Genomic DNA, 19,669 nt, shown 5'->3' with positions numbered 1-19,669 from the left:
CAGATCAAGTGGGGCCTGGACTACATGAACGAGCGCTACGGCAGCCCCGTCGGCGCCTGGAAGTTCTGGCAGGCCAACCACTGGTACTAGGCCGCCTGCACCGGCAGCCGGTAGCCGTGACGAAGACGCCCCGGCCGGGACCTCCCGGCCGGGGCGTCCTTCGTCATGCACCGGCTCCGCCCGCCGCACCCGCCGGGCCGCCGCGCCGGGGCGGGCAGAACCACCGGCCGCCGCGTCGCCACCCCCGGCCCGCAGCCGGCGGGCGCCTCCTGCGTGCGGGCAGCGGGCGCCCGGTGGCCTGCTCGATCAGCAGCCTGGCCGGGCCTCGACAGCGCCGGCCGCACCCGGCCCCTGCGGCCGACGGGTCCGGAACCGGCCCCTCCCCGTCCCCGGCCCTGCCGGACGCTCACCGGCGGTCCCGTCCCGCCCTCGACTTCACCGGCCGGTGCAGTGGAAGATCCCACGGGTGTACCGCTACAGCATCCGGACCGCGATCCGCCGGTCCGGCAGGGCGGGCAGGTGGTCGGCCACCGCATCCTCCGGCCCGAGCGCCCCGCGGCCAGAGCACCGCATAGCGTCAGGACGGTGGAAACAACGCACCGGCCCGCCGCCCGGGTCATCTGCCTGGACGCTGCCCACCACCTGCTTCTTCTGCACTGGCGGGATCCGTTCGACGGGACATGGCTCTGGGAGCCTCCCGGGGGCGGCATCGAGCCTGGCGAGACACCGCTGGTGGCGGCACGACGTGAACTGGCCGAGGAAACCGGACTCGACCCGGCTGCCGTCCTCGACCGGTCGGTACTCGTAGACCGTGATGTGCGGTGGAACGGCAAGCGGCACATCGGGACGGAGTATTTCTTCGTGGCTCAGTTTGCCGACGAGCAGCCATCCCTGGTGCGTACCGGCCTGCTCCCCGAAGAGCAGGCCAACCTGGACACGCATGCCTGGATCGCATGGCCGGATCTGGACTCGCTGCCGGACCCGGTTGAGCCGCCGCAGTTGCTGACCGTGCTCGACGCCCTCGTGCCGGACGGCCCGTGGTGTGATCGTGCATGAGGTGCGGCCACCCCCTTTTTTTCAACGGTCGCCGGCTCCCCGGGGAACCCAGCCCGCTGGTGACCCACCGAAGTACCGCCGGGTGACCAACCGGGGCTGTCAGGCGTCGACCCGGCCGAAGAGGTGGGTGGCAGGTGCGTCGGGGTCGGTGCCGTAGAAGAACTCCTGGAGCGCCTGGTGGAATTCGGCGCGGTCCAGGCCGCCGGAGCCGTTGCGGTCCAGGGCGGCGAAGACCGCGGCGCAGTCTTCGCCGGGAACGTCGGCGACCCGGCCGAACATCTGCTGGAACTCGGCCTGGTCGATGACGCCGTCGGCGTTGAGGTCGGCGAGGTCGAAGAAGAGGTCGGTGGCCGGGCCGGTCTGCTGCGGGGCGAGCGCGCGGTCGGTCAGGGCCCGCTTGAACCCCTCGGTCATCTCCCGCAGGTCGACCTTTCCGTCGCCGTCCTGGTCCATCGGGGCGATCACGTGCGCCCAGAAGTCGTCCATCGCCTCGGTGAGTCGGCGGCCGGTCGCAGAGTCCGGGGCGGTGTCGCGGGCGGCAATGTAGCGCCCGCTCATCAGCCGGACGTCCTTCTGGGTGATGAACCCGTCGCCGTCGACATCGGCGCCCCGAAACCACTGGGCGTACTTGAGATCCTGAAACGCAGTCATGGCCACGCAAAGTAGCCATGCGGTCACAAAGATGCAAACGGGCTGAGAGGCTCCTCACCCGCCCGGACCGGCGGCCGCTCCCTCGGCGACGGCGGACCCACGGCATGTTCCCGGCAGAGCGGGCAGTCCTCGTGTCAGTGTTCGAGGTGTGGTGGGGTGAAGGCGCGTACCTGAGGGAGAGGGTCGCTGTAGATCTCGACGTCGACGAGTGCGCTGTGGGCGCTGGGTCCTTGGGAGAGGCGTGAGCACGGCCGGTCGGCGGTGAGGGTGTTGGGGTTGCCGTGGCCGTCCATGGTTCCGCTCTGTCCGGGCTGGGCCGGGTCCCACCACGCTCCGGTGGACAGCTGGATGACGCCCGGCATCACGTCGTCCGACAGAATCGCACCCGCCAGGCAGCTGCCCCGGTCGTTGTGGACGCGCACGATCATGCCGTCCTCGATGCCGCGGGCCGCGGCGTCCAGCCGGTTGATCGTCACAGGTTCGCGGCCGTGGATCTTCGAGCTGAGGCTGTGGCCGCCGTTGTCGTACTGGCTGTGCAGCCGCGAGGCCGGCTGGTTGGAGATCAGGTGCAGCGGAAACCGTTGCGACGCCTCGGCGTGGAGCCACTCGACCGGTTCGAACCACGTCGGGTGCCCGGCGCAGTCGTCGTAGCCGAAGGAGTCGATCTCCTCGGAGAAGATCTCGATCCGGCCCGACGGCGTCGCCAGGGGGGAGCGCCGCGGGTCTGCGCGCAGCGCCGCGAAGTCTCCGGGGAACGGTCCGTTCAGGACGGGCAGCTCGGCGGTGGACTCGCGCCAGAAAACGTCGAAGTCCGGCAGGGCCGCCCCGTCGCCGAGGCCGGCTCTCGTCTGCTCGTACAGGTGCCGGACCCATTCCATCTCGGTGCGCGACCGGGTGAACTCGCGCTCATACCCAAGGCGGTCGGCCAGGGCGGCGAAGATGTGGTGGTCGGTACGTGCCTGGCCCGCCGGCTCGCGGACTTTCGGCATCGCGGTGAGGTGCGGGTCGGAGAACCCGGCGGCGAAGTCGTCGCGTTCCAGGCTGGTGGCGACGGGAAGGACGATGTCGGCGAACTTGGCCGTGGTGTTCCACCATGCCTCGTGCACCACCACCGTGTCCGGCATCTGCCAGGCTCGGGTCAGCCGGTGGAGGTCCTGGTGGTGGTGGAAGGGGTTGCCTCCGCACCAGTAGACCAGGCGCAGCTCGGGAAGCGTCAGGCGCCGGCCGTCGTAGTCGATGCTCCGGCCCGGGTGCAGCAGGGTGTCGGCGATCCGCGCGACCGGAATGAAATCCGCGACCGGATTGTCCACCCGGGGGACCGACGCCACGGCAGGGCGGCCCGGGGCGACGCCGGTGGCGTCCATCGTCGCGTAGCCCGCGCCCCAGCCGCCACCCGGCCGGCCCATCGAGCCCGCCATCGCCGCCAGCACGACCGACATCCAGATCGGCTGTTCGCCGTGGTCCGCCCGCTGGATGGCGTAGTTGACCATGATCAGGGAATGCTGCGAGGTCAGGCGCCGCGCGAGATCGGTAATGGTGCCCCGGCTGATGCCGGTGATCCGAGCGGCCCAGTCGGCGTCCTTGACGATGCCGTCCGACTCACCCGTCAGGTAGGCGGCGAAGCGGTCGAACCCGGTGCAGCACCGGTCGAGGAAATCCTGATCGTGCCAGCCGTTGACCAGCATCGTGTGTGCGATACCGAGCATCAAGGCGGTGTCGGTATTGGGGACGACGGGCAGCCACTGGGCATCGAGGAAACCGGCGGCATCGCTGCGGATGGGGCTGACGTTGAAGAACCGCACCCCGGCCTCACGGCACTTGCGCTGCCAGTCCCGCGTCTGGTGCCTGGCCAGCCCGCCGGGGTTGATCTGGCTGTTCTTCAAAGCCAGTCCCCCGAACGCCACCACCAGCTCGCAGTGCCCGGCGATCTCCTCCCACACCGGCATCCGGGACTGATAGCTCCACGGAGCCCCACCGATCACATGCGGCAGGATCACCTCCAGCGCCGCGGTGCTGTAGGTGTTGCGCGAATCGGTGTACCCCCCGCCCAACGCCAGGAACCGCTGGAGCTGACTCTGCGGATTGTGGAACATGCCCGCGCTCGCCCAGCCGTAGGACCCGCCGAACACCGCACTGTCCCCGTACCGGGAACGCACCCGGAGCAGTTCCTCGCTCACCAGCGTGAGCGCGTCGTCCCAGCTCACCTCCACGAACGCGTCCGTGCCCCTCGCCGCCTCACCGGTGCGCGGCAACCCCTCCATCCAGCCCTTGCGCACCGCGGGACGCAGCACGCGGGCGCCGTCGTCGGCGGCCGTCACCATCCCGGGCCCGATCGGCGACGGCGCCGGGTCATCACCCCTCGGCTCGATACGCACCAGCCGACCCGACTCCACCACCGCGACGAAACTGCCCCAGTGCGTCGCCACCGACATACGCCGCTCCACGAGCACCCACCCCCATCACCGAAGACCCCAGCTCCCGGACAGCGGCCGCTCACACTCCACAGGGCACCACCTCGGTCGACAGGCCGCAGCCCACAGGCTCCCCTCACGGCCCCCGGCCCAACCCTGAAGGCACACGAACCCTTCCCGGCAGCAGGGACAGCGGCCTTCCCACCGCGATGGCATCCAAAGACCGACACCGTGCCCGCCACCGAGCCGGACGCTGAGCAGCGGCCGCGCTCGTCCGGACGCTCCGCCCCGGCCCCGAGGGCTCCGGCGTTCTCGCGGAGGGTGTCCGTCGTGACGCAACTGCTCCTGGTGAAGGCTGCGGCCGGGGGAGGGGAGGGGCGGCGGTGCGGTCAGAGGCTGCGGGCGGTGATGTCGCCGTAGGAGGTGGTCGCGCGGATCTCCAGGCGGTCGGCCGCGTCCCCGGTGCTGTGGAGGGCGTTGTGGATCCGGCCGTGGGAGGTGCCGGCGTCGAGGCAGGCGCTGACCCCGCGGGCGGCGCCGACCGTGATGTCGCCGGCCTCGGTGTGCAGGACGACCGCCCCGCGCACGGCCTCGGCGATGCGCAGGTCGCCCTTCTGCGTGCTGATCTGCGCGGGGCCGCCGAGCCGGCCGACGGTGATGTCGCCCGCGAGGAGGGTGAGGCGGGCCCCCGCGGTCTCGTCGAGCTTGACCGACCCCTGCGCGCCCTCGAAGGCGACCTCGCCGAGCCGGCCGACGCCGCGGAACTCGGCGGCCGCCGTCCTGGCCTCGACGCGGGAGCCGGCGGGCAGCTGGACGGTCACCTCCACGGAGCCGGAGCTGCCCAGGAGCCGGTTCTTCGCCGGTGCGGCCTCGATCCGCAGCACGCCGTCGCGGTAGGCGACCGCGATCTGCTCCGCGGCCTTCACGTCGCGGCCCTTGGCGGCGTCCGCGGGGAGGACCTCGACGACGGTGTCGGCCCGGTCGGCGGCGATGAACCGCACGCGTCCCGCGGGAACGTCCACGACGGCGGCGATCGCGGTGGGGGTGGAGAACTCCTGCATCGTGCACTCCTCGACTTGTCGTTTCTGATGACCTGAACGCTACGTTGCGTTCCAAATCTCTTCAACAACTTCATTGCGTCTCGACTCGATTTCAGCAGGTCACAGCAGAGGAATCGTTGCAAGCGTTCTCTCGCTTAACGCAACACCGACCGCCGTCACGTTGCAATGAAATGGAGGTGAACGCTAAGCTGGGCAGCAGGTCGCCCGAAGCGGGAAAGAAGGAGCACGCGATGCCCGGAGGCAGGCTCACCCAGCCCGAACGCCAGCAGATCGCCCTGGGTCTGGCCGACGGCCTCGCCTACGCCGAGATCGCCAGACGCCTGGAGCGCCCCACCTCCACCGTCACGCGCGAGGTGCTGCGCAACGGCGGCCCCACCGCCTACCGCGCCGACCTGGCCCACCGCGCCACCGAACACCGCGCCCGGCGCCGCCGGCAGCCCGCCCCGCGCGGCCCCGAGGCCTCCCCGCAGCCCCACGGCCGCGACGCCGAGTCCGTGCGCGCGTACGAGGAGACCTTCACCACCGTCCTGATGGCCTCGGGCATGCCCAAGATGACGGCCCGGGTCATGGCCTGCCTCACCCTCACCGACAGCGGCAGCCTCACCGCGTCGGAACTCGCCCGGCACCTCCAGGTCAGCCCGGCGTCCATCTCCAAGGCGGTCGCGTTCCTCGACAGCCAGGGCCTGGTCCGCCGGGAACGCGACGCACGCCGCCGCGAGCGCTACGTCGTCGACAGCGACGTCTGGTACCAGTCGATGATGGCCAGCGCCCGCGCCATCGCCCACCTCGTCGAGATCGCCCGCGAGGGCGTCGGCGTCCTCGGCCCCCGCACACCGGCCGCCACCCGCCTGGAGAACATCGCCCGCTTCGCCGACTTCGTCTCCGAAAGCATCACCCGCGCCGCCGAACAGGCCCGAGCCATCCTCCACGCCCAGCCCGAACCCGAACCCGCGCCCCACTCCGAAGGACTCGAACCCCGCTCGGGCGAGGGGGCGGCCGTACGGTCCGACGGATAACGGTGGGTGCGGGCCTCAGCGGGCGGTCGGCGGATGCGGACCGGCCGTACGCGAGCCGGGAGGACCGGAGGCGCCGGAGGCTCCGGGGGTGCCGGAGGGGTCGGGGGCGCCGGGCGGTCCGTCCTCCCGCGGGAAGAGCGGGGCCGCGCCGGTCATCTGCAGCAGGCGCTGGAGCTGGGGAGCCGGGTCCGCCAGGTGGATCGCGGTGCCGGCCTCGACCGCCCGGAGCCGGGCGGCCAGGAGCACGTTGAGCCCCGAGGAGTCGCAGAAGGTGACGCGGCTGCAGTCCGTGACGATGCGGTCGGCCTGCGCGGCGTCGACGTGGGCGAGGGCCCGTGCCAGGGCGCGGCTCAGGGACGGCGCGGTGACGATGTCGATCTCGCCGGCCGGCCGGACCGCGGCCACCCGGCCGACGATCTCGACGACGGGCTCTGCGCCGTTCCCCCGGTCGGGGTGTTCGGCCATGGGATCTCCTCCTCGGGTCCCGCCCCGCGGGCGACGGTGGTGCGCACGCGGGCTCAGGAGTTGCGCTGGTCGTTGCTGTCCTGGCGGAGCCGGTCGGTGTGGCGGGTCACCGCGTCGATGCGGTCGGCGAGTTCGGCGTCGCCGGGCCCCAGATGCGGCCGGGTACCGGCCAGGAGCCCGACCAGGCGGGCCGCATCGTCACCGCCCAGGGCCACGTTGAGTTCCCCGACGGCTCCCTCCGCGGCCGCGGGCAGGTCGGTCAGGGAGGTGACCTGGCCCGCCAGGCGGCGCAGGTCGGCCGCGTTGTCGCGGGCCCAGGCGGTGACGGTACGGTCCGCGGCCCGCGCATCCCGGGTGGCCTGCACCCGCTGTTCACCGGTGCTGCCCGCCGCGCCGGGACGCAGCCGCAGGTAGCGGCGTTCCGCGGCCTGCCGGCTGGCCACCCCGAGGGGCCCGGCGAGCTCGGCCCAGCTCGCGCCCTGACCGCGGGCCGTTTCGATCAGGACGCTCTCCCAGCCGGTGAGCCGCTCCCGGACCTCGCGGAGCATCCGCAGGGCGTCCAGGGACCGCTCCGGACCGGAGCCGTCCGCCGCCGGGGCCGCCACCGCCCCGGCGGAGGACCGGTGCGCGTCCTCGACGGTCCGGTGGATGGCCTCCAGCGCCTCGGCGGCCCGCGGGGCACGCACCGGTGGGACGGGGGGAGAAGTCTCGTTCACGGCACCTCCGAAGGGTCGTCCGACAGCATCGTCCCGACACGCTCCCTGCGTGTCATCCATCGGGCGACATTCTACTTGTCATCGCTTCGATGACATGTTACAACGGGAGCACGTTGAAGCGCATTGGCAGTTCCTGCCTGAACCGACTGGAGGTGTTTCGCGATGTTGATGCGCACCGACCCGTTCCGCGAGATGGACCGGATCGTCCAGCAGCTGTCGGGTACGTCCGGAACATGGTCGAAGCCGTCCGTCATGCCGATGGACGCCTACCGCGAGGGCGACGTGTACGTGATCGCCTTCGACCTGCCCGGCGTGAGCACCGAGGCGATCGACATCGACGTCGAGCGGAACATGCTGACCGTCAAGGCGGAGCGCCGGCCGGCCGCCAAGGGCGACACCGTGCAGATGGAGCTCTCCGAGCGGCCCCTGGGTGTCTTCTCCCGCCAGGTCATGCTGGCCGACACCCTCGACACCGAGCGCATCGAAGCCGACTACGACGCAGGTGTGCTGACCCTGCGAATCCCGATCGCCGAGCGCGCCAAGCCCCGCAAGATCGCCATCGGCGGCGAGTCCGGCCGCAAGCAGATCTCCGGCTGAGCACCCGCACCAGCGGCGGAGGACGGGCAGGACCGACCCCCTCCGGCACCCCGTCCTCCGCGCTCCGCACGCCACCCCACCCCTCGCACCCCACCCTCGCACCTCACCCCTGCCCCTGACCGGAGGTGACGTGAATGCCGATGCGTCCCGAAGCGTTCCTGGAGCACGTCCGTGAACGCGGCGAGTACCGGACCCGGGCCGAAGCCGAGCGGGCCGCCCGCGTCGTCCTGGCCCTGCTGGGCGCCCACCTGGTGGGCACCGTACGGGCCGAACTGGCCGCCCGGCTCCCCGAGACCTACGCCCTGATCCTGCTGAACCCGCTGCAGGCCGCCGAACCGCTCTCCCCCGAACGCTTCGTCCGCGCCACCGCGGCCTGGATCGAGGGCGCCACCGAGACCACCGCCCTGTGGGACATCGGCGCGGTCCTCTCCACCGTCGCCGCCGCGGCCGGCGACACCCTCACCCGCGAGGTCCTGCTCCAGCTCCCGGCCGGATACGACGTCCTCTTCGGCCACCCCCAGCCCACCTGACCCCCGGCCCCTCCGCCACCCGATCCGCCCCCGACCGCCCGCCACCCCTGCCGCCGCCGTCCCGAAGCCGGACCTTCCGAAGAGAAAGGGCAACCGCAGCACCATGTACGACCAGCCTCGCCCGGACCAGGCCCCGCCCGCCATGACGTTCGACCGGATGCTGGAGCGCGTGCGCTACGAAGGCGCCTACCCCACCGCCGAACGCGCAGAGGAAGCCGTTCGCGCCGTCCTGGCCGCCCTCGGCCGGCAGATCACCGGAGACGAACGCGTCGACCTCGCCCAGGCCCTGCCCGTCGAGGCCGCCCTGGCCCTGACCGCCCAGGTCCCCGACACCGAACGGCTCACCGGCTGGGGCTTCGTCAAGGACCTGGCCGCCCGCACCGGCACCACCCCCGCCGTCGCCCGCTGGGACACCGGAGCAGTCCTCGCCGTCGTCGCCCGACTCGCCGGCCCCGACCTTCTCACCCGCACCCTGCACCACCTCCCCGACGGCTACGCCCTCCTCTTCGGTCAGGCGCAACTGCGCCGGCCCGAGCCCGCCGCCGCCTGAGCCCGCCGCCCGGATCCCGCTGCCGGCCCGCGCTGCGACCGCCCGCGAACGCCCCGGCGCCCGCGCGCGGTCGCCGGGAACGGCCGGGCCCGGGCGTGCCCCCGTCAGCTCCCGGTCCCCGCCCGGTCCGCGGGCCCCTCCGGGCCCGCCGGCCCGTCCGGGGTGGTCCCGGCCAGCTTGGAGTGGCGGTAGGAGTAGGCGAAGTAGATGACCAGCCCGAGCAGGAACCACACCGCGAAGCGGAGCCAGGTCTCCACCCGCAGGTAGGTGATGAGCCAGATCGAGGCGACCACACCGATCGCGGGAGTGAGGGGCATGAGCGGGGTGCGGAAGGTGCGCGGCAGGTCGGGGCGCCGGTAGCGCAGCACGATGACCGCGGTGCACACGACGGCGAAGGCGAGCAGGATGCCGATGTTCGTCAGCTCCGCCGCCTCCCCGATCGGGACGAAACCGGCGATGGCCGCGGAGGCCACACCGGCGATCCACGTGACCCGCGTCGGCACGTGCCGGGTCGGATGCGTCTTGGCGAACCAGCGCGGCAACAGCCCGTCACGGCTCATGGAGAACCACACGCGCGTCACACCCAGCATGAACGTGAACATCACGGTGAGGATGCCGATGATCGCCCCGACCGCGATGATGTCCGCGACCACGTCCAGCCCGACCGCCTTGAACGCGCTGGAGAAACCGCTCTCCGGGTCGATCTCCGTGTACTTCTGCATACCCGTCAGGACCAGGCAGGCGAGCACGTACAGGACCATGGCGATGGCCAGGGAGTACAGGATCGCCCGCGGCATGTGACGCTGCGCGTCCTTGGACTCCTCCGCCGCCGTGCTCATCGCGTCGTAGCCGAAGACCGCGAAGAACACCGTCGCCGCGCCGGTGAAGGCACCCCCCACCCCGTAGGGGAAGAAGGGCGTGTAGTTGGAGGTGTCGATGTGGAAGAAGCCCACGACGATGACCAGGAGGACGACCAGGACCTTCAGCACGACGACGACCGTCTCGAACCGCGCGGCGCTCTTGATCCCCAGGCTCAGCATGTACGCCGTGAACAGGCACAGGACGGCGGCGATCAGGTCGAAGCGATGCCCCTCACCGGTACCCGGCGCCCCCAGCATCCACGTCGGCAGCGCCGCACCCGTCTCGACCAGCAGGAAGTTGAAGTACCCCGAGATCCCGATGCCCACGACCGCCACGATGGCCGTGTACTCCAGCAGCAGGTCCCAGCCGATGAACCAGCCCACCAGCTCGCCCAGGACGGCGTACCCGTAGGTGTAGGCGGAACCCGCCTTCGGGATCAGCCCGGCGAACTCCGCGTAGGAGAACGCGGCCGCGGCACTGGCCACACCGGCGATCAGGAACGAGACCAGCACCGCGGGTCCGGCGACCCCGTTGGCGACCGTCCCGGCCAGGGTGAAGATCCCGGCGCCGATGATGCCGCCCACCCCGATCGCGGTCAGCTGCCACAGGCCGAGGGTGCGCGTGAGCTGCTCGCTGAGGGCCCCTTCCGGTTCTTCGATCTGCTCGATCGGTTTGCGGCGCAGCACTCCCTGCCCCGTGCCCAACCTGGCCATGCGCACGTCCTTCCCGCGAAGATGGTGACGGAAAGTCATCATCGCGGCGCGGACCGTCATACGGAACGAGGCGCCCCGTCCGGCGCAGTTCCCGGCGGTGACGGGCGCCCGGCACCACGTCACCGTCGCACCCCCACCCTCCTGCCGGCCCCCGAAACGGCCGGCAACGGGCCGGACGAGGCGGCACGACACGGGTGGGGGAGGGCGGGGCTGATCGTCATCTAAGATTCAGGCTGGCCGCGGGGCCGCGGCTCACCGTCGGCGCGGCGGCCGCGGAAGGGCCAGGCCGGCCGGTCGATGAGAGCGGCCCGCGTCAGGGGTCGCGTCCGGTCCGTTGCGGGCGGAGGACCGTCTGACGCAGATCACGAAGCTCCCGGGGAATCGCGTGCCGTCGGCATGCGTCTGCGTGGTGTGAGATGCCCTGCCCGCACGCCCACGCACATAAGACCGCCGGGGAGAAGTGAGGTATGGCAGTGATCTGCGTCGGAGGCATGATCGGGATCGGGAAGACGAGCGTGGCCGAGCTGCTCGCCAAGGAGCTGGGCAGCGACGTCTTCTACGAGAGCGTGGACGACAATCCGATCCTCCCGCTCTTCTACACGGCGAGCCCCGAGGAGATCCAGGCCCGGCGCTACCCCTTCCTGCTGCAGCTCTACTTCCTCCAGACGCGGTTCGCCGCGATCAAGGAGGCGTACAAGCAGGGCGACAACGTCCTGGACCGGTCCATCTACGAGGACTGGTACTTCGCGAAGGTCAACCACGACCTGGGCCGGATCAGCTCCCTCGAGATGCAGGTGTACGAGGGGCTGCTCGGGGAGATGATGCGCGAGATCGACGGCCTGCCGTACCGCAAGGCACCCGACCTCATGGTCTACCTCAAGGCGGACTTCGAGACGGTGCTGCACCGGATCGGCCTGCGGGGCCGCGACTTCGAGCAGGACGAGAGCCTGGTGGAGTACTACCGGACGCTGTGGTCCGGCTACGACGACTGGGTGCACCGGCACTACTCGGCCAGCGAGGTCCTGGTCGTCGACATGAACAACACCGACGTGGTGCACAACCCCGACGACGCGGCCCGCGTGGCACGGGACGTCAAGAACGCCCTGACCGCGATCCGGCAGCCCACCACCCCGGCCGCACCCTGACCGACGCGGCCCCACCCCGGGCGGCACGGCGTCGTTAGGATCGCTGGTTCTGCCGTCAGGAACGTACCCGGTGTCACGACACCGCAGGATCGATCAGAGGTGTCATGTCCGACAGGTATGCCCTTGCCGGGGGCCGTGCCCCGGTGACCGTCCAAGCACCGCGGGAAACCCCCGACCGGGCCCCCGGCTGGGCACGGTCGGTGAAGGTGTTCCGCAGGACCGGCGAGACCGGGGACGGGCGGGCGCCGCGCATCCTGGTGCTGGACGGCCTGCGGCTGCTCGCCGCGCTGTCGGTGGTCCTGTTCCACTACTTGGCCGGCTACGGGACGATCCCGTGGCAGCGGACCGCGGGCGAACTGTTCCCCGTGCTGCACCAGGCAGCCCAGTTCGGCTGGCTGGGCGTGGCTCTCTTCTTCATGATCAGCGGGTTCGTCATCTGCATGTCGGGCTGGGGCAAGTCGCTCCAGCACTTCTGGCAGGGCCGCATCCTGCGACTGTTCCCGCTGTACTGGGCGGCGGTCGTGCTGTCCTCGGCGGCCGCCCGGCTGGGCCCGCACGTTCCGGGTGAGCCGAGGGTCACCCTCGGCCAGATGCTCACCAACCTCACGATGCTGAACGAGCCCCTCGGCGTCCACCACGTGGACAACGTCTACTGGACACTCTGGGTCGAGCTCCGCTTCTACCTGCTGTTCTCGCTGGTCGTCCTGATCGGGAGCAGCTACCGCCGGGTCGCTACCTTCTGTTGGCTCTGGGCGCTGGGCTCGGTCCTGGCACCCGCGTCGGGCATCCCGCTGCTGGAGCAGCTCCTGATGCCCCGCTGGGCGCCCTTCTTCATCGCGGGCATCGCCTTCTACCTGGTCCGCCGGGCCGGCCGGCTCGAAGGGGAGACGGCGGGGCTGCTGGCGCTGTCGTGGCTGCTGGTGCAGCACCGCCTGCCGGAGATCATGGCGGGCGAGGGACACGGGATCGACTGGAAGGTCTGCCTGTCGGCGATCACGGTGATGTACGCGGTGATGGGTCTGATCGCGCTCGGAAAACTGGACCGGATCCAGTGGCGCTGGCTGCCGATCGCGGGTGTCATCTCCTATCCCCTCTACCTCGTGCACCAGTCGCTGGGCGTGCGGGTGATCTGGCGGTGGAACGAGCAGTGGGGCGCCTGGCCGACCCTGGTGGGCGTGACCGCGGCCATGGCGGTGGTCGCCTGGCTCATGCACCGGCTGGTCGAACGGCCGCTCACCCCACTGCTGCGCCGGGCGATGGCGCCGCGGGCCGAGCAGTCCCCGAAGCTCGCCGCCCAGTAGCGGAACGGCCCGGCCCCGGCGGAAGGCCCGCGGCCGTGCAGTACTTCGAAAGCCCGTCCCGGGCGCGCAAGGACCGGGGCGGGCTCCTTCGTTCCGTGGCGGGTGCGGTGAGCGGGGTTCTGTTACGGGGCCATGACATCCCGGCACTTTTGAACACGCTCAACGGTCGGTAGATTCTTGAACATGATCAAAACTGGGTACGGGGCGTGGGTGCGGGAGTTCGAGTCCGAGCGGGAGCGGCGGACCGCGCTCGGCGATCCCGACTGGGGCAGGGGTGCGCAACTGCCCGTCGAGATCGTGCGCAGCATCCAGAAGTTCCAGGTCGGCGAGGACGGTGACGGCTCCGCGCTGTGCGGCAAGGCCGATCGCGCGGGGGATCCGGTCTACTCCGAGGCGGTGCGGCTCTTCATCGCCGAGGAGCAGAACCACGCGCGGATGCTGGAGCTGCTGCTGGCGGCCGGCGGGGCCGGCACCCTCGACGGGCACTGGAGCGACGCCGCCTTCGTCCGGGTGCGGCGGCTGCTGGGGCTGCGGGTGGAGCTGCTGGTGCTGATGATCGCCGAGGTGGTGGCGCTGGGGTACTACCGGGCGCTGCGCGACGGTGCGGGGGACGCGCTGGTGTGCGAGGTCGCGGGCCGGATCCTGGCCGACGAGGAGCGGCACGTGCCCTTCCACTGCCTGCGGCTGCGCGAGGGCCTCGCACCCCTGCCCCGGCCGGCCCGCCGGGCCGTGACGGTGGCCTGGCGCGGGCTGCTGGCCGGCGCCGCCGCCCTGGTCGCGGTGGACCACGGCCCCGCCCTGCGGATCCTGGGGGTTGGCCGCGGCGCCTTCGTCGCGCAGGCCCTGCGCTCCTCCGCCTGGATGGCCCGCGCCATGTCGGGCGGCCCGGTCCCCGCCCCGGCGGGCCCGGCCGTACGGGTCTGACCGGCCCGGGCCCCGGCCCTGCACTTCGTCGACGGCGAGGGCGACGATGCCCGCGGGCAGAGGTGCGGCGGCGGGGGAGAGGCGGTCGGGACCTGCGCGAGCCCGCCCCGGGCGGGCGCGAGTTCGGTGCCGTCGGCCTCGGTATCGCACCGTGAACGGTCGCCGGCGGTGTTCGGGTTGCCTCGGCAGGGTGCGCGGCTGTTGCTTTCCCTGGGGTTCGCTGTCGCCGTCCGCACTCCGCTTCGAGCGCCTGCGAGCGGTCGGGGAGGGCATCGCCCGCGCCGGCAGTACCGGCAGTACCGGCAGTACCGGCAGTACCGGTGTCACCGTCGATGTGGGGGACGGCCGGGGCGGACCGGCCGGGATCAACGCCACCGTCCGGCAGGCCCGTTCGGGCCGCTCGTGCGCCTGGCCGGGGTTGCGAGGCGCGGCCGTCACCTGCACTCTGCACTTCGTCCTGTGATGACGGGGCGGCGGGCTGCAGCCGCCGGGTCCGTGCCCGGGGACGGCGGTCTGAGCGCCGACGCCGGGGGTTCCCCGGACGCTCCCGCTCCCCGGCCGGGGAGGAGGCCGGGACGGAGGGTGCCCGGGTGCCGGACGGATCCGGACGGCAGCCCGTCGTGCGGGCGGGCCTGCCGCACAACGCCAGGGGGAAGGACGCCGTGCGGCGGGGCCCGCTCCGGAAAAGCGCCACCGGCAGAGTGCCGCTTCCGGTATCCACGCGTCTGTCCGGACCTTCCGCCCTCAAACCCCCTTGTTCCGAAGGATTTTGAGCAGCCGTCACGCCATGGCCCGGAGACGGGGTCTGGCCAGCAACGTTGCAGTTTTTGTCCCCCGCGGACCGGGCGGTGACCGCACGCCCAACACCCAGCAGTGCGACCGGCAGGGCAGGCCGGCCGCCGGAGCCTGAAAGGGGGCGGCCCCCTGGGCCGATCCGCCTCGGCCTCCGCCTCCGGCAGACGGACCGCACCGCGCCGAAGCGGGACGGCCGGCAACCCCTACGCCTCCACCCCGGCGCCCACCCCCGCATGGCGCATCGCACCGGACACCGGCCTGCGCACCCGGCGAAGCCCCGCGCCGCCCCTCCGTCCACCCTGCGAGGCACGGCACCGGCCCCGCCCCTGATCCGGCCCGACCCACACGACACCCCCGGGGCCGCCCACGGCACCCCACACGGACGGAACCCAGCCCCCTTCCTTAGAGTGACGGGCGATAGCTCTACGTGTGTACGGGGGGCGGGCGCGGAATGTTCGATCCCGAAAACGGAGGCCGTCACGGACGCGCGGCGGCTCCACCCATCGGCGAGCCGGCCGAGCACACGCGGACATGACGCCACGCGACCCGCGGTGCGCGAAGTCGCCCCGGGCCCCGCCCGTCGACGCGGACCGGCGCGCCCACCACGGAAGGACGCACATGAGGAAGCTCGCTTGGGCCGCACGGGGCACCACCGCGGTCGCCGCCGCCCTGCTCGCCGGGGCGCTCACGGCCCCGTCCGCGCTCGCGTACGACGACCCCACCCCCAAGGACACCCAGGCCCAGGCCGACACGTCGAAGGAATGCTCGGTGGCACGGGACGTGAGTTCCGCCGTCGTCGACTACTCCGGGGCCGGCGGCCTGTTCGAAACCGTCTTCCGCGTCGCGACCGACCGGAAGGGCCACGCCTTCCTCAACGACAGCCGCAACCCCGGCGTGTGGATCAACCTCGGGCTCCTGGCCGGTGCCCCCCGGTGCGTGTCGGGCACCGCCGTCGCGGTCACCGATGAAGACCCCGGGCACCTCTACGTCACCCTCCTGGCCAGCAACGGAGTCATCCGCCAGGCCGTCTGCAACACCGCATCGGGAATCCCCTTCACCCCGGCGAACCTTCCGGGCGCCTGCGGCGTGGGATTCACCCCCCTGTCCTACACCCCCGTCAACTGACGTGACCGCCCGCATCGGCACGGTGCGTCGATCCACCGCACCATAGACGGGCGCCCGCCGTCACCGAAGGGCCGCCACCCCCAGGGCCGGCGGCCCTTCGGCACGTCCCCGACCGGCGCGTCCCTCGCGGTACGTTCCCTTCCGTCCGTCGCCCATACGGCCCGTCGCGCAGGGGACCGGGTCTGGGCGGACCCCGGGCGGGCGCGTTGCCGCCCTCGGCGTGCCGGGCAGGTGCAGGCTGCGGTCACCATGGCCAGGGCCACCGCACCGAGGGGGCTGCGCGCCGAGTACCGTCTGCCGGTCACGCACCTCCACCCCGGCCGGGCCGGGCGCGGCGGGGTCCGCTCGCCACCGGGCAGGTGGGCGACCGGGCCTCGTGCCCGCCTGGACGGCAGGAGCCGGCGCACACCGGCCCACCGGCCCGCGGTGCTGCGCCCTCAGGTGGCCGGCGAAGAAACCGGATCCGCCCCGGACCCCGCCGTGCCCGCCGGCGCCTCCGCATTCGCATCCGACGACGCCGACTGCGGAGCCCCGGCCCCCTGCGGCTCGACGCCGCCCGCACCGGCGCGTCCCGACGGCGCGGGCCCGCCGCCCGGCCGCCAGGACTCCCAGCAGGGCGAAGCCCAGGACCGCCGCCAGGAGATGGCCGACCGTGGTGAAGTCCGGCAACGGCCCGGCCGTCGTCCATTCGGCACCACCGAGCGGCCAGCCCAGCACGAAGACGACCCACAGCGGGCGACCCCGGCGCGGCACGGCGGGCGTGCCGGTCGCCAGTACCGTCTGCGCACCGTAACTGACCCCGAAGTCCATCGCCTGCCGCACCTCCACCGGATACCAGCCCTGCCGCAACGCGACGATGACGACCCCCGCGGTCAGCAGGGTGGCCACCACGTGCCCGCCGAGGAACACGGCCACGGCCCGCGCCGCTCCCCACCGGCGCTCCGCCCGGGCGAGGAAGCAGCCCACCCCGAGACCCAGGGTGATCAAGGTGCCCGCGAAGCCGGGGGAGGCGACATCCGTGAGCGTCCCGTCGAAGAACAGCACGCTGCCCAGCAGCGCGGACACCGGGTGCTCCCGCAGGTTGTCCAGGTTGGTGCTGACGTGCCCCAGCACACGGTCCGCCGCCTCGGCGGACAGCCCGTGACCGACCCAGCCGTGGGTGGCCAGCAGCAGGCAGACATAGGCCAGGGTCAGCGGAGCACGGCGCGGGTACCGCCGCAGGGCGCGAAGCGCCCTGTCCAGGGCGCCCGCCGGCGGCTGGGAATTCATACCGGGCATTCTCCAGGTCGAGTTGAAAGGGAGCCCGAGAGCGGCGGCAGTCGCCCCGGCGATCCCTCCAGGGGGATGCGGTGCGCCGCGCCCAGGTTCCACCCGCCCGGCAGGGCCTGTTGACGCAGCCTCAAAAACCCCAGGTGGAACGGGGTTTCCCGAAGGTTTCCCGTTGCCCGATGCAGTGGGCGACCCGTGCCTCCTCGACACGCAGGGGCGGCGGGGAACAGTCTCGAAGTGCCCGAGAGCCGGGCGACAGCGGTCCGCGGCGACACCGCGCGGCGAACACGGGGGACCAGACATGACGATGCGCAGAACGGCCCTGGCGGCGGTCACCGCCCTCACCCTGACGGCCGCATGGGCAGGCACCCACACGGCGGCGGCCGCCCCGCCCAAGACGGCCGAGGCAGCGAAGACGGCCGAGGCAGCGAAGACGGTCAAGGCGGTGAAGGCGGCGGGGGAGTGCGCCGTACTCGCCCCCGGCGCCTCCGCGGTCGCCGAGAAGGCCGTGGCAGCCGCATGCGAACAGATCGGCGTCTGGTACACCTGGGGCGGCGGCCACGGCCCCCGACCGGGCCCGACCTACGGCCAGGTCGACCCGAGCGACCCGGACAGCGCGCACGACCCCGAGCGGCTCGGCTTCGACTGCTCGGGACTGGTCCGCTACGCCTACCACCGCGCGGCCGGCGGCGACCCGCTGTCCGGCAACGCCCACCACCAGTTCCACTCCCCGCACGTACAACAGCGGTTCACCGCCGCCCAGGGCACCGGTCCGCTGCTCCCGGGCGACCTCCTGGCCTGGGGTTCGGGCGGTTCGATCCACCACATCGCCCTCTACCTCGGTGCGGGAAAGATGGTCGAGGCCCGCGAATCGGGCACCCGGATCACCGTCAGCGACGTACGCCTGGGCGGCGACTACGCGGGAGCGGTCCGCATCGCCCCACCGGCGGCGGCCCCCGGAACCTTCAGCACCTGGGGCACCGACGTGTGGACCCACCGGGAACCGTCCACCGCCAGCCCCCGGGTCCACAAGTTCCCCGGCCCGACCACGGTGCGCATCGAGTGCCAGAAGCACGCCGAACCGGTGACCGCCGAGGGCTACACCAACGACGCCTGGTCCTACCTGCCCGAGTACGGGGCGTGGATCACCAACATCTACATCAAGGGCCCCGCCTGGCTGGACGGCGTACGCACCTGCCCCTGAAACCCCACCACACCCCCCACCGCACCCCATCCACCCACCCATCACCCCGGCTCCCGCGACCAGGGAGCCCTTTCGAGGAGGAACCATGTACGCAGGCAGGAAGATCGCCCTGGGCCTCGCCGTCGCCGCACTCGCGGGCGGCACGGCCACCGTGAACACCGCCGCGGCCACGCCCGCCACCGGGCAGAGCGCGGCCGCCGAATGCGGCGTCCGCGCCGACGGCAAGCTGTGGTGCGGCAACCGGATCGGCGCCAAGGGCTACGAGCACCGCCGCTACAACTCCGCGGTGCGCGGGCCGCTGAACACCAGCCCCAGCTGGTTCCAGTGCTGGGGCCGAGGCGACCAGCACGCCGGCGGCAACAACGTCTGGTACTGGACCCAGCTGGACAACGGCCAGTGGGGCAACGTCGCCGCCGTCGACCTCCACACCTCCGTCGACCCCGCGCCGGGCCTGCGCGAGTGCTGACGACCTGAAGACAGCCCCCTGTGCCCCCGCCGGCCCGCCGGCGGGGGCACAGGGGCAGGGGATCGGCTCACGGGGAGTCGTGCTGCGCTTCCTGCTGCGCGTCGAGCGCGGCCAGGCCGTCGCTCCACCGCGCCCGCCGCGCGTCGGCACTCTGCTCCCACCACGGCGTGCCCCGTTCCCCGAGCGCCACCTTGGCCGCCTGCACCCGCGCCCGGGCGGCCCGCTCGGCCTGCAGGTCCTGCGCCCGCCGGGCGGCGGCCACCGCCCGCCGCGCCGCCATCAGGTGCACGCGCAGACGGGCACCGGCCGCTTCGGGGACCGACGGATCGGTGGCGCGCCAGCGGCGGTCGCCGATGACGACGTGGTGCCCGTCGGCCGTGGGGACGGGGCGAGGTTTCGACGTCATCGCAGACGCCTACCCGCAGCACCACCCACCAAGCCCACCGCCGGGCCGACCACCAGGTCAGGCACCGGGTCGAGGCGTCGGCCCCGGTGCGGCGGCGAACCGGCGTACCGGGCGATGTGGCAAGCAGGCACCAGCGGGTAGGTGCGGCCCATGACCGAATCCGTCACCCTCGCCGCCTCCGCCTTCCCCTCCCTGCTCCTGATCCTCGCGGGGCTGGTCGTCGTCGCGCTGCTGATCGGCGCGTTCTGGTACGGCAGCAGGCGGGCGAAGGCCGGCATGGACCCCGGCCCCCTGGACCAGGGCCCCGCCCCTACCGCCCGCCGCACGTCCTGGCAGACCCCCGACGACGCCCCAACCGACCCGGACGCCCCCCGGGGCCCCTGAGCCGGCGGCCCCGGCGGCCTCGC

At 72.6% G+C, this 19,669-nt stretch carries 20 protein-coding genes; 12 read left to right on the top strand and 8 right to left on the bottom strand.

Annotation, left to right across the window (positions count from 1 at the left end; translation table 11 throughout):
* The first annotated feature begins 585 nt into the window (after positions 1 to 585).
* Complete coding sequence (locus tag IF89_RS47845) at positions 586 to 1,056, top strand: NUDIX domain-containing protein (RefSeq protein WP_030772478.1); 471 nt, start codon at positions 586 to 588, stop codon at positions 1,054 to 1,056.
* A 99-nt stretch (positions 1,057 to 1,155) separates the two neighbouring features.
* On the opposite strand, the gene IF89_RS0125285 is transcribed toward IF89_RS47845, so the two are convergent.
* The 3 genes from IF89_RS0125285 to IF89_RS0125275 all read right to left on the bottom strand — a co-directional run bounded on the left by IF89_RS0125285 (position 1,156) and on the right by IF89_RS0125275 (position 5,179).
* Positions 1,156 to 1,707 carry an EF-hand domain-containing protein gene (locus IF89_RS0125285; RefSeq protein ID WP_030772476.1) on the bottom strand — a complete coding sequence of 184 codons (552 nt, stop codon included), beginning with the start codon at positions 1,705 to 1,707 and terminating at the stop codon, positions 1,156 to 1,158.
* A gap of 134 nt (positions 1,708 to 1,841) precedes the next feature.
* Positions 1,842 to 4,139: a molybdopterin-dependent oxidoreductase gene (locus tag IF89_RS0125280; protein WP_043194373.1), complete on the bottom strand. Its 2,298-nt coding sequence runs from the start codon at positions 4,137 to 4,139 to the stop codon at positions 1,842 to 1,844.
* A 368-nt stretch (positions 4,140 to 4,507) separates the two neighbouring features.
* Entirely contained in the window at positions 4,508 to 5,179 is a 672-nt protein-coding gene (locus IF89_RS0125275; RefSeq protein ID WP_030772470.1) for a DUF4097 family beta strand repeat-containing protein, read from the bottom strand.
* A gap of 230 nt (positions 5,180 to 5,409) precedes the next feature.
* On the opposite strand from IF89_RS0125275, the gene IF89_RS0125270 reads away from it, so the two are divergent.
* Positions 5,410 to 6,195: a helix-turn-helix domain-containing protein gene (locus IF89_RS0125270; protein ID WP_030772466.1), complete on the top strand. Its 786-nt coding sequence runs from the start codon at positions 5,410 to 5,412 to the stop codon at positions 6,193 to 6,195.
* 15 nt (positions 6,196 to 6,210) lie between these two features.
* Here the strand turns inward: IF89_RS0125270 and IF89_RS40990 are convergent, their stop codons facing one another.
* Positions 6,211 to 6,660 carry an STAS domain-containing protein gene (locus IF89_RS40990; protein WP_051807604.1) on the bottom strand — a complete coding sequence of 150 codons (450 nt, stop codon included), beginning with the start codon at positions 6,658 to 6,660 and terminating at the stop codon, positions 6,211 to 6,213.
* Between the two features lie 53 nt (positions 6,661 to 6,713).
* Positions 6,714 to 7,376, bottom strand: a complete 663-nt coding sequence (locus IF89_RS0125260; RefSeq protein ID WP_030772462.1) for a hypothetical protein — start codon at positions 7,374 to 7,376, stop codon at positions 6,714 to 6,716.
* A gap of 162 nt (positions 7,377 to 7,538) precedes the next feature.
* Between IF89_RS0125260 and IF89_RS0125255 the strand changes: the two genes are divergently transcribed.
* The 3 genes from IF89_RS0125255 (at position 7,539) to IF89_RS0125245 (ending at position 9,053) form a co-directional block, all read left to right on the top strand.
* Positions 7,539 to 7,973 (top strand): Hsp20/alpha crystallin family protein, encoded by a 435-nt coding sequence (locus IF89_RS0125255; RefSeq protein ID WP_030772458.1) that lies wholly within the window; start codon positions 7,539 to 7,541, stop codon positions 7,971 to 7,973.
* A 134-nt stretch (positions 7,974 to 8,107) separates the two neighbouring features.
* On the top strand, positions 8,108 to 8,503 hold the full coding sequence (locus IF89_RS0125250) for a DUF2267 domain-containing protein (protein WP_030772455.1): 396 nt from the start codon (positions 8,108 to 8,110) through the stop codon (positions 8,501 to 8,503).
* Positions 8,504 to 8,606: 103 nt separating this feature from the next.
* The gene (locus IF89_RS0125245; protein WP_030772452.1) at positions 8,607 to 9,053 is read left to right on the top strand and encodes a DUF2267 domain-containing protein; all 447 of its coding nucleotides are present in this window, start codon (positions 8,607 to 8,609) and stop codon (positions 9,051 to 9,053) included.
* 104 nt (positions 9,054 to 9,157) lie between these two features.
* On the opposite strand, the gene IF89_RS0125240 is transcribed toward IF89_RS0125245, so the two are convergent.
* Positions 9,158 to 10,627, bottom strand: a complete 1,470-nt coding sequence (locus IF89_RS0125240) for an amino acid permease (protein ID WP_043194372.1) — start codon at positions 10,625 to 10,627, stop codon at positions 9,158 to 9,160.
* A gap of 467 nt (positions 10,628 to 11,094) precedes the next feature.
* Between IF89_RS0125240 and IF89_RS0125235 the strand changes: the two genes are divergently transcribed.
* The 4 genes from IF89_RS0125235 to IF89_RS0125215 all read left to right on the top strand — a co-directional run bounded on the left by IF89_RS0125235 (position 11,095) and on the right by IF89_RS0125215 (position 15,917).
* On the top strand, positions 11,095 to 11,772 hold the full coding sequence (locus IF89_RS0125235; protein WP_030772447.1) for a deoxynucleoside kinase: 678 nt from the start codon (positions 11,095 to 11,097) through the stop codon (positions 11,770 to 11,772).
* A gap of 104 nt (positions 11,773 to 11,876) precedes the next feature.
* The gene (locus IF89_RS0125230) at positions 11,877 to 13,073 is read left to right on the top strand and encodes an acyltransferase family protein (protein WP_078628493.1); all 1,197 of its coding nucleotides are present in this window, start codon (positions 11,877 to 11,879) and stop codon (positions 13,071 to 13,073) included.
* A gap of 183 nt (positions 13,074 to 13,256) precedes the next feature.
* On the top strand, positions 13,257 to 13,997 hold the full coding sequence (locus tag IF89_RS0125225) for a ferritin-like domain-containing protein (protein ID WP_051807600.1): 741 nt from the start codon (positions 13,257 to 13,259) through the stop codon (positions 13,995 to 13,997).
* Between the two features lie 1,413 nt (positions 13,998 to 15,410).
* The gene (locus IF89_RS0125215; RefSeq protein ID WP_030772437.1) at positions 15,411 to 15,917 is read left to right on the top strand and encodes a hypothetical protein; all 507 of its coding nucleotides are present in this window, start codon (positions 15,411 to 15,413) and stop codon (positions 15,915 to 15,917) included.
* A gap of 60 nt (positions 15,918 to 15,977) precedes the next feature.
* Here the strand turns inward: IF89_RS0125215 and IF89_RS40985 are convergent, their stop codons facing one another.
* Positions 15,978 to 17,186 (bottom strand): rhomboid-like protein, encoded by a 1,209-nt coding sequence (locus IF89_RS40985; RefSeq protein ID WP_051807599.1) that lies wholly within the window; start codon positions 17,184 to 17,186, stop codon positions 15,978 to 15,980.
* Positions 17,187 to 17,487: 301 nt separating this feature from the next.
* Here IF89_RS40985 and IF89_RS0125205 point away from each other — a divergent pair, with 301 nt between their 5' ends.
* Positions 17,488 to 18,390 carry a C40 family peptidase gene (locus tag IF89_RS0125205; RefSeq protein ID WP_030772433.1) on the top strand — a complete coding sequence of 301 codons (903 nt, stop codon included), beginning with the start codon at positions 17,488 to 17,490 and terminating at the stop codon, positions 18,388 to 18,390.
* 85 nt (positions 18,391 to 18,475) lie between these two features.
* Positions 18,476 to 18,856: a hypothetical protein gene (locus IF89_RS0125200; RefSeq protein WP_030772432.1), complete on the top strand. Its 381-nt coding sequence runs from the start codon at positions 18,476 to 18,478 to the stop codon at positions 18,854 to 18,856.
* 67 nt (positions 18,857 to 18,923) lie between these two features.
* On the opposite strand, the gene IF89_RS0125195 is transcribed toward IF89_RS0125200, so the two are convergent.
* Positions 18,924 to 19,262: a hypothetical protein gene (locus tag IF89_RS0125195; RefSeq protein ID WP_030772430.1), complete on the bottom strand. Its 339-nt coding sequence runs from the start codon at positions 19,260 to 19,262 to the stop codon at positions 18,924 to 18,926.
* 150 nt (positions 19,263 to 19,412) lie between these two features.
* On the opposite strand from IF89_RS0125195, the gene IF89_RS0125190 reads away from it, so the two are divergent.
* Positions 19,413 to 19,646, top strand: coding sequence for a DUF6479 family protein (locus tag IF89_RS0125190; RefSeq protein WP_030772427.1), 234 nt, complete (start codon positions 19,413 to 19,415; stop codon positions 19,644 to 19,646).
* The last annotated feature ends 23 nt before the right edge of the window (positions 19,647 to 19,669 follow it).

The organism is Streptomyces sp. NRRL F-2664 (assembly GCF_000719345.1).
Lineage (GTDB): Bacteria > Actinomycetota > Actinomycetes > Streptomycetales > Streptomycetaceae > Streptomyces.
Note: the sequence above shows the minus strand (reverse complement) of the source record. Positions and strands in the feature narration are given on the sequence as shown.

What these genes read in the sequence shown, in the direction of transcription:
- IF89_RS0125225 (WP_051807600.1), top strand. Translation starts at nt 13,257, where the DNA reads ATGATCAAAACTGGGTACGGGGCGTGGGTGCGGGAGTTCGAGTCCGAG.
- IF89_RS0125240 (WP_043194372.1), bottom strand. Translation starts at nt 10,627, where the DNA reads ATGGCCAGGTTGGGCACGGGGCAGGGAGTGCTGCGCCGCAAACCGATC.
- IF89_RS0125200 (WP_030772432.1), top strand. Translation starts at nt 18,476, where the DNA reads ATGTACGCAGGCAGGAAGATCGCCCTGGGCCTCGCCGTCGCCGCACTC.
- IF89_RS0125275 (WP_030772470.1), bottom strand. Translation starts at nt 5,179, where the DNA reads ATGCAGGAGTTCTCCACCCCCACCGCGATCGCCGCCGTCGTGGACGTT.
- IF89_RS0125250 (WP_030772455.1), top strand. Translation starts at nt 8,108, where the DNA reads ATGCCGATGCGTCCCGAAGCGTTCCTGGAGCACGTCCGTGAACGCGGC.
- IF89_RS40990 (WP_051807604.1), bottom strand. Translation starts at nt 6,660, where the DNA reads ATGGCCGAACACCCCGACCGGGGGAACGGCGCAGAGCCCGTCGTCGAG.
- IF89_RS0125190 (WP_030772427.1), top strand. Translation starts at nt 19,413, where the DNA reads ATGACCGAATCCGTCACCCTCGCCGCCTCCGCCTTCCCCTCCCTGCTC.
- IF89_RS0125205 (WP_030772433.1), top strand. Translation starts at nt 17,488, where the DNA reads ATGACGATGCGCAGAACGGCCCTGGCGGCGGTCACCGCCCTCACCCTG.
- IF89_RS0125235 (WP_030772447.1), top strand. Translation starts at nt 11,095, where the DNA reads ATGGCAGTGATCTGCGTCGGAGGCATGATCGGGATCGGGAAGACGAGC.
- IF89_RS0125255 (WP_030772458.1), top strand. Translation starts at nt 7,539, where the DNA reads ATGTTGATGCGCACCGACCCGTTCCGCGAGATGGACCGGATCGTCCAG.
- IF89_RS0125195 (WP_030772430.1), bottom strand. Translation starts at nt 19,262, where the DNA reads ATGACGTCGAAACCTCGCCCCGTCCCCACGGCCGACGGGCACCACGTC.
- IF89_RS0125285 (WP_030772476.1), bottom strand. Translation starts at nt 1,707, where the DNA reads ATGACTGCGTTTCAGGATCTCAAGTACGCCCAGTGGTTTCGGGGCGCC.
- IF89_RS0125215 (WP_030772437.1), top strand. Translation starts at nt 15,411, where the DNA reads ATGAGGAAGCTCGCTTGGGCCGCACGGGGCACCACCGCGGTCGCCGCC.
- IF89_RS0125230 (WP_078628493.1), top strand. Translation starts at nt 11,877, where the DNA reads ATGTCCGACAGGTATGCCCTTGCCGGGGGCCGTGCCCCGGTGACCGTC.
- IF89_RS0125245 (WP_030772452.1), top strand. Translation starts at nt 8,607, where the DNA reads ATGTACGACCAGCCTCGCCCGGACCAGGCCCCGCCCGCCATGACGTTC.
- IF89_RS0125270 (WP_030772466.1), top strand. Translation starts at nt 5,410, where the DNA reads ATGCCCGGAGGCAGGCTCACCCAGCCCGAACGCCAGCAGATCGCCCTG.
- IF89_RS40985 (WP_051807599.1), bottom strand. Translation starts at nt 17,186, where the DNA reads ATGAATTCCCAGCCGCCGGCGGGCGCCCTGGACAGGGCGCTTCGCGCC.
- IF89_RS0125280 (WP_043194373.1), bottom strand. Translation starts at nt 4,139, where the DNA reads ATGTCGGTGGCGACGCACTGGGGCAGTTTCGTCGCGGTGGTGGAGTCG.